We start from the raw sequence: 11,321 nt of genomic DNA, 5'->3' as shown, positions 1-11,321 counted from the left end.
GACACCAGGTCTCCATGAGCGATATCGACGTTCTCCTGCAGGAAACGCGCTCCTTTCCGCCGCCGAGCGACTTCCGCGTCACGGCCCGCGTCCACGATGCGCGTCTACAGGACGACGCGTCGATGGACCCGGTGAATTTCTGGGCGCGCGAAGCAAGTGAACTGACCTGGAGCAAGCCGTGGGACACGGTGCTCGAGTGGACGCCGCCGCACGCCAAGTGGTTCCAGGGCGGACAGCTCAACGCGTCGGTGAATTGCGTCGATCGCCACATCCACGGGCCGCGCCGCAACAAGGCCGCGATCATCTGGGAAGGTGAACCGGGCGACCGCCGCACGTTCACGTATTGGGACATGTATCGCGAGGTGAATCTCGCCGCGAACATGCTCAAGAAGCTCGGTGTGGTGAAAGGCGATCGCGTGGCGATTTATCTGCCCATGATTCCCGAAGCCATCTTCGCGATGCTGGCCTGCGCGCGCATCGGCGCCGTGCACACGGTAGTGTTCGGGGGCTTCTCACCGGAATCGCTGCGCGACCGTATCAACGATTGCGGGTGCAAGGTGCTGATCACGGCCGACGGCGGGTATCGTCGCGGACAGATCGTCCCGCTCAAGCGCAACGCCGACGAAGCGCTCAAGGATTGCCCCACCATCGAGCATGTGCTCGTGGTGATGCGTCGCCGCAGTGGTGTGGGCGACGAAACGTTCGCCGAAATGCAGGAAGGGCGCGACCACTGGTGGCATCGCCTGAAGCGGCAGGTGCCGAAGCACTGCGAACCCGAAGTGATGGACGCCGAGGACCTGCTGTTCATTCTCTACACGTCGGGCACGACGGGCAAACCGAAGGGCATCGTGCACACGACGGGTGGCTACATGACGGGCGTGGCCAGCACCACCAAGTACGTGTTCGATTTGAAGGAAGAAGACGTGTACTGGTGCACCGCCGACATCGGCTGGATCACCGGGCACTCGTATCTGGTGTACGGGCCGCTGGCGAATGGTGCCACGCAAGTGGTGTACGAAGGCGCGCCCGACTGGCCAGAAAAGGATCGCTTCTGGCAGATCTGCGAGCGCTACGGCGTGTCCATTTTCTACACGGCGCCGACGGCGATTCGCGCCTTCATGAAGTGGGGCACCCCGTACGTCGAGAAGCACGATCTGTCGCAACTCCGCTTGCTCGGGTCGGTCGGTGAGCCGATCAATCCGGAAGCATGGATGTGGTACCACAAGCACATCGGGCAGGAGCGTTGTCCGATCGTGGACACGTGGTGGCAAACGGAAACGGGCGCGATCATGATCACGCCGCTGCCGGGTGTCACGGCCACGAAGCCCGGTTCCGCCACGACGCCGTTCCCCGGCATCAAGACGGCGCTGCTCGACACGGCCGGCAACGAAATCGGCGTGGGTGGCGGTCTGCTGGCGATCACGCATCCGTGGCCGAGCATGTTGCGCACGATCTGGGGCGACGACGCGCGGTATGTCGACACGTATTTCACCAAGTGGCCGAACCGTCTCGACCTGTACTTCCCCGGAGACGGCGCCAAGCGCGACGACGACGGCTATCTCTGGATTCTCGGCCGCGTGGACGACGTGTTGAACGTGGCCGGTCATCGCATCGGCACGATGGAAGTGGAGAGCGCCCTGGTGGATCACCCGGCGGTGGCGGAAGCGGCGGTCGTGGGCAAGGCGCACGAGATCAAGGGTCAGGCGATCGCGGCGTTCGTGTCGCTGCGCGCCGGGTTCACACCGAGCGGCAGTTTGCGCGACGAACTTCGCGAGCACGTGGCGATGAAGATCGGTGCGCTGGCGCGGCCCGACGACATCCTGTTCAGTGCGGATCTGCCGAAGACGCGCTCGGGCAAGATCATGCGTCGCCTGCTGCGGGACATCGCTGAGGGTCGCGCACTTGGTGACACCACGACGCTGGCGGATCCTTCCGTGGTGGCGGCTCTGAAGGATCAGTATGAGGCGCAGGAGTCCTGAGTAACTGCGCTTGAACTGCGCTGGTGTGCGGGAACGCCCGGGCCGCTCCGGGTCGATCCCGTTCGCCGCTTGCTGCGGGGGGACGGACTGGGGAGCGCCAGTCGGGTGAAGAGCGGCCCCCCGCAGAGATCGGCTCACGGGACGCCCGTCGCGCCCGTGCTCGCGCTGGCGCGGGGCGCGGACCTTTGACCCGCGGGGGGGGCTTCGCGACGCATTGGGGTTGGCCCTAGCGCGTGTGGTGCACGGCCCGCACGGGTCTTGGCGGGTGCACGCCTACCACGTGCCCGACCGGCATGCCGCCCGTACCACGACCCCAGCCAAAAGGCACTAGGCACGAGATTCGCACAGGGGAGTGATCGCGGTCACAGGGTTCGAAACACACGCTCCCTCAAATTCGTCAGTACCCATATGTCTATTCTGAACAAACTGTTTCCTGAAACACTGTTCCCCCGCAAGCTGTCGGCCGATACCGAGCAGCGGTTGCGTCTCGTACAGGCACGTGCGGAAGAAGCGTTAATTCGTACGCACGTCGAGAATGCGTTGCTCTTCGTCGACACGCTTTCTACGGACGTGGGCTATGAGCGCGCGCTCGACATTTACGTGCGGGAAATGGGTGTGCCTGACCCTCTGGCGTCCGTGGTGGCGACCCGCGCGCTCGTGGCGCTGGGCGAGGCGCTCGTGCCGGCGGCGTCCTTGAATACCGTGAACGACGAAGGCACCGCCGAAGCGGTGCCTATGCCGAGACTGCGACTGGATGAAGCGGCGGCACGACGGCGGGCGTAACCCGCTCGTCGAGCCGTTCGGCGAGTCGCGTTACTTCTTCGCCGTGTCCGTCGCGACGGGCGCTGCCGCCGGCGCTGCCGGTGCCACTGCGCGAAGGCTGTCCACCAGCTTCTTGAGCTGATCGAACGTCAGGCCGCCCGCGTACACCTTATTGCCCACCACGAGCGTCGGCGTGCTGCTCACGCCTCGCTCCGTGCCGGCAGCGGCGTTCGCCTGAATCTTGGGCAGATTCTTCTGCGTGTCGAAGCAGCTGTTGTAGGCCGTCATGTCGAGACCGAGCTGACCGGCGTACGAATCGAACACCTTGCGCGGGTTCGTGGTCGCCTGCGAGTTCCAGTCCATCTGACCGGCGAACAGCGCGTCATGCATTTCCCAGAACTTGCCTTGATCGGCCGCGCATGACGCGGCGAGGTGCGCCGCCATGGTGTTCTGGTGAATCGACGTGAGCGGGAAATCGTAGAAGCGAAAGTTGGCGAGGCCCGCGTCGACGATGCGCGTCTTGATGTCGGGACCCTGCAGCGCGGCGAACTGACCACAGCCCGGGCATTCGAAGTCCGCGAACTCCATGATCGTCACGGGCGCGTTCGGATCGCCACGCAGCTGACCTTCGGCCGTCGGCAGCGCGGTGCCCGGCGCCAGCTCGATGGGCTTCGGCTTGTTCTGCACTTTGTAGTAGATGGCGGCGCCGCCGACGGCGAGTACCACCAGCACGATGGGCAGGAACGCGTTGTTGGACTTCTTCTTCGTTGCCTTTACCACTCGATCTCCTCGTCGTCTTCCGGCGTCCAGCCGGTCGGTTCCCATACGCTCTCGTCGGGACGACGGGCTTCGTCGACCAGACGGCGATGTTCAGCAACTTCAGGGGTGTCGTACGTGCAGCGCACTTCGTAGTGAAAGAGCTCACTGCGCACGTCACCGATCAGCTTCATCAGCTCGCCGGCATGCGGTAACATGGCGTCGTCCGCATCGAGCGCCCGGATGCGATCGGCGAGTGCCCGAAGCATGGCTTTCAGGATCTCGGTGCGTCCGTCATCGTACGTCTGATCTTCCGCCATCACGCCTCCGGAACTTCCTTCGCGTCCTCCGGCTACGGACCACTGCGGCCGCGGCGGTAAGCTATCTGTCGCACCATCATCGGCGCTATCCTGCATGGGCGCTCCGACTCCCGTTGCCCTGAGGCCATGTACACCGAACATCTCCGAATTCCCGTGGGTGCCGGCTCGCTACACGTGGAGCGGGTGGGACGGGCGGGACCAGCCGTGGTGCTGCTGCACGGCTTCGGCAGCTGCAGCTTTCTCTGGCGCGCCGTGGCGCCGCGATTGGCCGACGCCGGATATACGGCCCTCTCCATCGATTTGATGGGGCACGGCGAGTCGGACCGGTCACTCGACGTGTCGTACGGCCTCGGCGCGCAGGCAGAGTACGTGGAACGGGCGCTCACCGCGCTGCGATTGGCCCAGGTCACGCTCGTGGGCCAGGACATGGGCGCCCTGGTCGCGCTACTGGTCGCGGCACAACGTCCTGAACGGGCCGCCCGGTTGGCCCTACTCGAGCCGCTCGACCCCGACGATCTGCCAGGGCCAGCCATCCGATCGCTTCAGCGCACCTCTGCCCTCTCGGCGCTGACTGCTAACGCCCTGTTCGGTGCGCGGCCGCTGCTGGAGCCGTACCTGCGCGACGCCGTGGCCGACCGCGACCATATGCCCGACCTGCTGGTCGCGCGGTATCTGGCACCGTTCGTGGGCAGCAGCGGTGCGGCGCAGCTCCTGCAGCGCGCGAGCGCCGTGATCCTCAGCGACGACGAGCGCCAGCGCTTGGGTGACGTGCGCGGCGACGTCCTCCTCTGGACAGGCGCTCGAGAGGCCGACGACGATCTCGCGCCCCGCATCGAGCGCTGGCGCGGCGTACTCCCCTTGGCATCAGTGCGTCCGATCGCCGTACGCCCCTGTGGAACGCTGGTGGCGGAGGATGCGCCGGCCGCGCTTGTCTCAGCGTTACTGGCGTGGATCGCGTAATAGGGGTGAGACGCCACTAGGAAGCCGGTGTCTCATCGGTTAGGTTTATGCAGCTGATCCGGAGTTCCCCGGCAGCGATGTTCGACGCACTACCCAGAGGAAATGGCCAAGCCCAAGCTTCGTCCGCGTCGTGACGCCATGGTGCCCTCTCCGTATCAGGAGGCCCGTGACGAGCTCTTCCAGCAGATCATGCAGTGTGGTGTGATCGGGTGTCACCCCGACGACCAGAAGGAGTGGTTCGACAGCACGATGGAGTATCTCACGGGTCGCTATCCCGAGATCAAGGCTCCGGAAATTGCCGAACTGCGCACGTTGGGCGAACGTTTTGCCCAGCCGACCAGGAAGCAGGCGCAGGAAGCGGCTGCAGTCTGATCGCTTCATCCGGCGCCGGACCCAACGGGACCTTGGCGTCTAGATCGCACTGACATATCTGACCAGCCTCAGCTGGCGCGATATACGAAATACATCGAACGCCTCCTCCGGGAGGCGTTCGTCGTTCGCGGGTGTGGTTCGCTGACTCTGGAGAACAGATCACGCGGAGGCGCCGAGAGCGCAGGGGTCGCAGAGCACAACGCTTAAATTTTTTCTTGTTGCAGTTCTCTGCGAGCTCTGCGTTCTCTGCTTCTCTGCGTGATCAGGTCACGATCTCAGCCCCGGGCCCAGCCCCCTAGCCCAGCGCCTCACCGCACCCGCTCGCGCCAGAGCATCAGCGTGTAGTCAACCGTCGCCACCAAGCCCAGCACACCGACCGCGATGACCAGGCCGTCTACCGTGGCCGGTGCCAGCAACACGGCGATGAAGGTCAGCAGCTGCAGCCCCGTCACGATCTTGCCCAGTGGGCGCGCCCGGAACCGGATGGGGCGCAGCCAGCTCACGTTGCGGGCCACGAACCAGCCGATCAGCGACATGATGTCGCGAAAGAAGATCACCACCGCCTGCCAGACCGTGAGCTGATCGCCCAACACATACGCGATCACCACACAGAGCACGAAGAAGCGGTCGGCCACCGGATCGATCAGCGCGCCAAAGCGCGACGCCACCTTGGTGCGGCGGGCGATCCACCCGTCGAGGAAATCGGTGAGCGACGCCACCGCAATGAGGGCCAGTCGTACCGGAACGGCATCCATCGCCAGAAAACCCACCGCCAGCACCACGCGCGACGTGGACACCAGGTTGGGCACCGTCAGGACGGTCGGAGTCTCTGTGTGGGCCATGGTGGAAACTACCGACGGCGGGGTGCGGGGTGCCAGCGACGACGCGCGTTGTGTATCCTGCCCGCATGACTGATCCGCTTGCACTGCTGGTGCTCGGCGTAGCGATGGCCGTGCTGGCGTGGGATATCGCGCTCGCCGGATGGATCGCGGCCCGACGTGAAGCACCGCGGGTCTTCACCAATCTCACCGCCTTCTGCGGCCTGCTGGTCGCGCCGGCGTTGCTCGTGGCGGTCGCCACCGGCACCGAGACCGGCGCACGAACGATCTCAGGCATAACGTGGCTGATGCCGATGATCGCCTGCGCCTTCGTGCTGCAGGTGCTCTACTCGCTGGTCACACGCCTGGTGTCGGTGGTCGTCGCGCTGCCGATTCTGCTGTACGACGTGGTGATCGCCGTGATTGCGATCGGCGACTATCTCGCGTCGCAACAAGGCGTCGCCCCGCTTCAATTGCAGGCGGCGGTCTCGGCCCGCGATGTGATTCTCGGTATGACCGCCGGACGCGCTGCCCTGGTGTCGCCACTCGCGATGCTCGTGCCGATGATCGCGCCGGCGTATCCGGCGCGCTGGCGCCTGTCCGGTGCCGTACGCGCGGTGCTCGTCCTCGCTGCGACCGCGCTGGCCACGCTGCTCATGCTCGAATGGCCGCGCGGCATCGCCGCCGTGCGAAGCTACGAAGCCGCGTACGCCGAACCGATGCAGGCGCGGCCGGCCGGTGACTTCGCGATCGGCATGCGCATCTTCCCGATTCTCGACGGTGCGCCGCCGGCGCGCGCGGTGCAGTCCGATCGACGTCTCATCGAAGCGCTCGAACCAGAAGTGGTGCTCGTCGTGATCGACGAGGACGGGTGGCGCGGCGGCGCGCTCGACTCGCTCTCGCGGGTGTTGCAGCCACTGCGCGACGATAGTGTGCAGATCGCGGTGGCGCTGCGCATCGCGCGTGGCGTCGCAGCGCCAGACGACGCGGAGCGACAGGCGGCAGTGGAACGCGTGCTGCTGCGCATTCGACCCGATGTCATCTTCCCCGGTCTGATCGATCCACTACCCTCCATCCTCGGCACGACGCCACGGTCATCCGACTGGTGGCGCGCCCTCCTGCTACGGAGCGCCACCACGGTGCAGCGTGTCCGCCCCCGCACGCGCATGGGCTGGAGCGCGTCGAGACTCGACGCGATCGACAGCGCGGTGTATGTCTGGGCGGCATCGCCGTCATCACCGGTCTCGCTGATCGGTGCGGTGTCGTTTCCGTCCTTCTCCGGATTGCCCGCCGTCGACGCACGCCTGCGCGCCTTCGACCGTTGGCATCAGCGCGCCGTCACCCGCGGCGGTGGCGCGAAGCCGCACTGGCTGGTCACCGCAGGCGGACTGCCGCACGCACACGGTGACGCCGCGCAGCTGGCGGCTATCCGTCATGCGCTGGCGTGGGGATCGCGACGCGCGTGGGTCACGGCCGCGATTATCGGAGAGCCGGCCGACTACGACGGATGGGTTGGACTGCGCGCCGCCAACGGACGGATTCGCAGTAGTGTGCCCGCGCTGTCTCGCGCCGCGCGCCAGATGCGAGACGTGCGACCAGTGTCGCCGCCGTGACGATGCCCGAACTCGGTTAGCCGAGTGGACTAACCGAGCGAGCCGCGCACGACACCTTCCGCCACACGCGATGGATCGAACGACGCCCGCGCCATGCGCAGCACATCAGCGCCCTGCACCGCGGCCAGACGATCCACCACTTCATGGCGCTCGTGCAGTCCTTCACCGAACAGCCACGCGTCCACCAGGTCGCCGAGGACACTACCACCCGACTGCTGCGCGATGGCGTGCGTGCCGATGAGATAGCGGCGCGCCCGCTCCATTTCGTCGTCGGTCGGCGCGGCGTCGCACAGCTTGGCGAATTCGCCGAGTAATCCATCGCGCGCCTCCTGCTCGCGCGACGGCGACGTGGCGATGTACGCCGCAAAGACACCTCCCGCCCGGCGCTCGATGGGGAACGCGCTCACGGTGTACGCTAGCGATTGCTTGTCGCGAAGCTGCTCGAAGAAACGGCCACCAAGTCCGCTTGCCACCGCCGACAACACCCGCGCCGCGAAGCGATCGTCGTGGTACCGCGACGGTCCCGGAAACAGCATCGCCAGTGCCGTCTGCTTCTTGGCGCGCTCCTCCCGCAACACATGCCCCTCGTGCGGCCACTGCACTCGGGGTGGAGCGACTTCCTCCTGCCATCGCATTTGCGGAAAGGCGCGATCGATCACGCCAGCCACGTCGTCGGGGGTGACGTCGCCCACGACGGCAATCACCGACGCGCCACGCGCGATGTGATCGGCGTGAAAGCCGCGCACGCTGTCCGTTTCGACCAGCGCCAGCGACGCCTCGGTGCCGATCACCGATCGGGCGTACGGATGCGCACCGTAGGCCGCGATCGCCGCGAGGCGCATGGGCCAGCGTGACATATCGTCGCGGGCACGCGTGACTTCGGCCAGCGCAAGCGCCCGTTCGGTGCTCACGCCTTCGTCGGGGAACACCGGATGCTGTAATACATCACCCAGTAGCTCGGTGGCTGCCGGGAAGTGCCGCACCGGCACCGACATCGTCCAGCCAATGCTCTCGAGCGCCGCACTGACGCCGATACTGCTTCCCAGCTCTTCGGCCAACTCGGCGATCCGCGCGCCACTGCGCCGCTCGGTGCCCTTGAGCATAGCCTGCGCGGTGATGCGAGAGAGCCCTTCATGCGACGTCGGCTCCACGCACGACCCGCCACGCTGAAACACGCCCACATTCACCAGCGGCGATCCCGGTCGAGGCAGCACCAGTACCGGCACCCCCTGCGCGGTGCGATACACGTGCACGTCGCGCTCCACCCGCTCGGCCCGAAGACCAACGTGCACGGCCGATGCATCAATCACGTCACTCGACATCGGCGTGAGCACGCCGGGGTCGACCAGCACACTGCTGCCCTGCCCTTCCTCGGCGCGCAGCATGTCGCGCAGCGCCGCTTCATGTTCCGCCAACGGCGCGGCGCCATTCGGGCGATATGAAATCACCGCCAGCTGCTCGGGGTCGAGGTGCGCCGCCAAGGCGTCCTGCAAATCCCGCGGCGACAGCGACAACAGGGCATCGTAGTAGCGGCTGGCGAGATCGAGTCCGCCCTCCGCTTCCCACGACGCGAGATACGTGGCCTGTCCGTCCATACTCTCGAGCCGACGCAGCCAACGCGCCTCGATGATGCTCTGGGCACGGGCCACTTCGCTGCGGCGAAAGCCGACTGTGCGTGCGGCCTGCAGCTCGCGCCACAAATAGCGCGTGGCTTCGCGCGCATGCTCCGCCGGCGATTCGGTGTGCGCCACGAACACGCCGATGTCTCCGGCGGTGTAGTCCCATGCTGAGACGGCCGAGGCCAGCTGACGCTCACGGATGGCGCGATAGAAACGCGAGGCGCGTCCGGAACCGAGCGCGAGGCCGGCCAGATCGAGCGCCGGCGTGTCGATGTGCTCCAGCGACGGCGTACGCCAACCGAACGCGACGTGCTGTTGCGCGATGTCGCCGCTCCACTCGCGCAAGCGGAACCCCGGCGGCGTCACTTCGATGGGACCGCGGTCGCGCGGCGGCGTGCTGTTGTCGAGCTGTCCATGCCGCGAAGCGACCTCGCGCCGCACCTCATCGATATCGACATCGCCGACGATCGACAGCACCGTGTTATCCGGACGATACCAGCGCTTGTAGAACGACATGAGCTGCTCGCGCGTGAGCGCCCGCAGCTCCGGTTCGTCACCCATGCGCCAGCGTCGGATGCGATGTTTGTCGAAGAGCGTCGCGTACAGCGTCTCGATCGCCATCGCCGACGCGGTGTCCCGCTTGCGCTTGGTCTCCTCGATGATCACTTCCAGTTCGCGCGCCAGCTCCTCGGCGTCGATAATGGAGCGGGCGTACGCGTCGAACTGAATCTCGAGCCCCTGCACGAACGACGACGACGGCAGTACCGTGTAATAGGTGGTGTGGTCGTAGATCGTGTGCGCGTTGAGATAGCCACCGTTCGCCTTCGTTTCGCGGGCGATCTGGCCGACACCACGCGTCGGCGTGCCTTTGAAGAACATGTGCTCGAGCACGTGCGCGATGCCGACGACATCGTCGGCTTCATCGAAGTAGCCGACTTTCACATGCGTGACGATCGCGACCACCGGAGCCGACGGATCGCGACGTACGAGCAACGTCAGGCCATTGGGAAGGATTTCGCGAACGGTCTCATGGTGCAGCGCGAGCGCATCGCTCGGCCGCTGAATACGTGAGGTCATCGAGGAGGTAAAGTCGGATAGCCGGGAGCCGGCATGGCGGCAGGCATCTGGCCCGGCAGTGGCATCGGCGCGATGCAGCGGGACCAGTCTCCCGGTCCGGCGCGATCGGCCCACCGTCGTGCTTCGTCGAAACGATTCAGACGAAACAGCGCGCACCCCAAAAACCCCTGCGCCACACGATCGGTAGGATCGAGTTGCAGCGCTCGGACGTAGAATCGACGGCCGATTTCCGGCTGCCCATCGGCCAACATCACCGACCCGAGTTCGCGATTCGCCAGCGCACTGTTCGGCGCAATGCGCACCGCCGTGGTGAGGAATCGACGCGCGCGCGGCAGATCACCCTCTTCGCGCGACATGCGCCCGAGGAAGACGAGGGGACCGGCGTCGTCGGGATGCTGCTGCGCGGCCTGTGCGAATGCCGTACGCGCGACTTCGCGCGCGCCACGGCCATAGGCGGCCACGCCGTCCTGGTACGCGCGGTCGGAGCGCTGGGACAGCATCCACCACGCACCTGCCGCAATCACGATGATCGTGACCAGTACACCGATGATGAGCCCAGCCGAGACACGTCGCGAGGTCGGCGCATCCGGCGCACGCTCGCCGCTGTACGGTTCGCGCAGACGAGGTTCTCCCTCGCGCGGCTCAGCGCTGATCGCCGGCATGTCGTTCACAGTGGGGCGAAGCGGTGCCTCGGCGACCGTCGAGCGGTTCATGCTGACCGCATGCTCGAGCGCGAGCCAGGCTTCACGCAGCAGCGCACGTTCCGAGTCGCTTTCGGCGGGCCGATCTGAGGCGTCCGCCCAGGTCACCAGTGCCACCAGGGCGTGGGCGTCGGTCAAGGTGAGCGCGCCCATGCGACGCGCCTCGCCGATGAGTGCTTGGCCGCCGAGCTCGGGACGCGCGGTGACGGCCCGCAGGACCTGTTGTGCACCCGCCCACACCGCCGGGGCCGGCGACGTGCTCTCGGGGCTCAAGACGAAACGCGCCGCGTTGAGCGCGGCGCGTGCGTCGGATGTGGTCGGTTCGAATCCGGTAGTCATGCTAC

General features: G+C 66.3%; 10 protein-coding genes. 5 read left to right on the top strand and 5 right to left on the bottom strand.

The annotated features are described in order from the left end of the window. Positions 1-14 precede the first annotated feature (14 nt). Together acs and HKW67_RS01175 are read left to right on the top strand one after the other, a co-directional pair. A complete protein-coding gene (gene acs, locus HKW67_RS01180) occupies positions 15-1,979 on the top strand; it encodes an acetate--CoA ligase (RefSeq protein ID WP_171223650.1) in 1,965 nt (654 codons plus the stop codon). A 408-nt stretch (positions 1,980-2,387) separates the two neighbouring features. Further along, positions 2,388-2,762 (top strand): hypothetical protein, encoded by a 375-nt coding sequence (locus HKW67_RS01175; RefSeq protein ID WP_171223649.1) that lies wholly within the window; start codon positions 2,388-2,390, stop codon positions 2,760-2,762. 30 nt (positions 2,763-2,792) lie between these two features. Here HKW67_RS01175 and HKW67_RS01170 read toward each other — a convergent pair whose 3' ends face one another. Next, positions 2,793-3,521: a thioredoxin domain-containing protein gene (locus HKW67_RS01170; RefSeq protein WP_171223648.1), complete on the bottom strand. Its 729-nt coding sequence runs from the start codon at positions 3,519-3,521 to the stop codon at positions 2,793-2,795. Continuing rightward, on the bottom strand, positions 3,515-3,817 hold the full coding sequence (locus HKW67_RS01165) for a hypothetical protein (RefSeq protein WP_171223647.1): 303 nt from the start codon (positions 3,815-3,817) through the stop codon (positions 3,515-3,517). Before HKW67_RS01165 ends, HKW67_RS01170 begins: the two co-directional genes overlap by 7 nt. A gap of 126 nt (positions 3,818-3,943) precedes the next feature. Here HKW67_RS01165 and HKW67_RS01160 point away from each other — a divergent pair, with 126 nt between their 5' ends. Continuing rightward, the gene (locus HKW67_RS01160; RefSeq protein WP_171223646.1) at positions 3,944-4,777 is read left to right on the top strand and encodes an alpha/beta fold hydrolase; all 834 of its coding nucleotides are present in this window, start codon (positions 3,944-3,946) and stop codon (positions 4,775-4,777) included. Between the two features lie 102 nt (positions 4,778-4,879). Then, positions 4,880-5,149 carry a hypothetical protein gene (locus tag HKW67_RS01155; protein ID WP_171223645.1) on the top strand — a complete coding sequence of 90 codons (270 nt, stop codon included), beginning with the start codon at positions 4,880-4,882 and terminating at the stop codon, positions 5,147-5,149. Between the two features lie 308 nt (positions 5,150-5,457). Here the strand turns inward: HKW67_RS01155 and HKW67_RS01150 are convergent, their stop codons facing one another. Then, the gene (locus tag HKW67_RS01150; protein ID WP_171223644.1) at positions 5,458-5,991 is read right to left on the bottom strand and encodes a CDP-alcohol phosphatidyltransferase family protein; all 534 of its coding nucleotides are present in this window, start codon (positions 5,989-5,991) and stop codon (positions 5,458-5,460) included. A 65-nt stretch (positions 5,992-6,056) separates the two neighbouring features. Here HKW67_RS01150 and HKW67_RS01145 point away from each other — a divergent pair, with 65 nt between their 5' ends. Beyond that, positions 6,057-7,580 carry a hypothetical protein gene (locus tag HKW67_RS01145; RefSeq protein WP_171223643.1) on the top strand — a complete coding sequence of 508 codons (1,524 nt, stop codon included), beginning with the start codon at positions 6,057-6,059 and terminating at the stop codon, positions 7,578-7,580. A 29-nt stretch (positions 7,581-7,609) separates the two neighbouring features. On the opposite strand, the gene HKW67_RS01140 is transcribed toward HKW67_RS01145, so the two are convergent. Continuing rightward, on the bottom strand, positions 7,610-10,276 hold the full coding sequence (locus HKW67_RS01140) for a M16 family metallopeptidase (protein WP_171223642.1): 2,667 nt from the start codon (positions 10,274-10,276) through the stop codon (positions 7,610-7,612). Beyond that, entirely contained in the window at positions 10,273-11,316 is a 1,044-nt protein-coding gene (locus tag HKW67_RS01135) for a tetratricopeptide repeat protein (RefSeq protein ID WP_171223641.1), read from the bottom strand. Before HKW67_RS01135 ends, HKW67_RS01140 begins: the two co-directional genes overlap by 4 nt. Positions 11,317-11,321 lie beyond the last annotated feature (5 nt).

The sequence above is a fragment of the Gemmatimonas groenlandica genome (assembly GCF_013004105.1).
GTDB lineage: Bacteria > Gemmatimonadota > Gemmatimonadetes > Gemmatimonadales > Gemmatimonadaceae > Gemmatimonas > Gemmatimonas groenlandica.
This window is presented reverse-complemented; position numbering and strand designations above follow the sequence as displayed.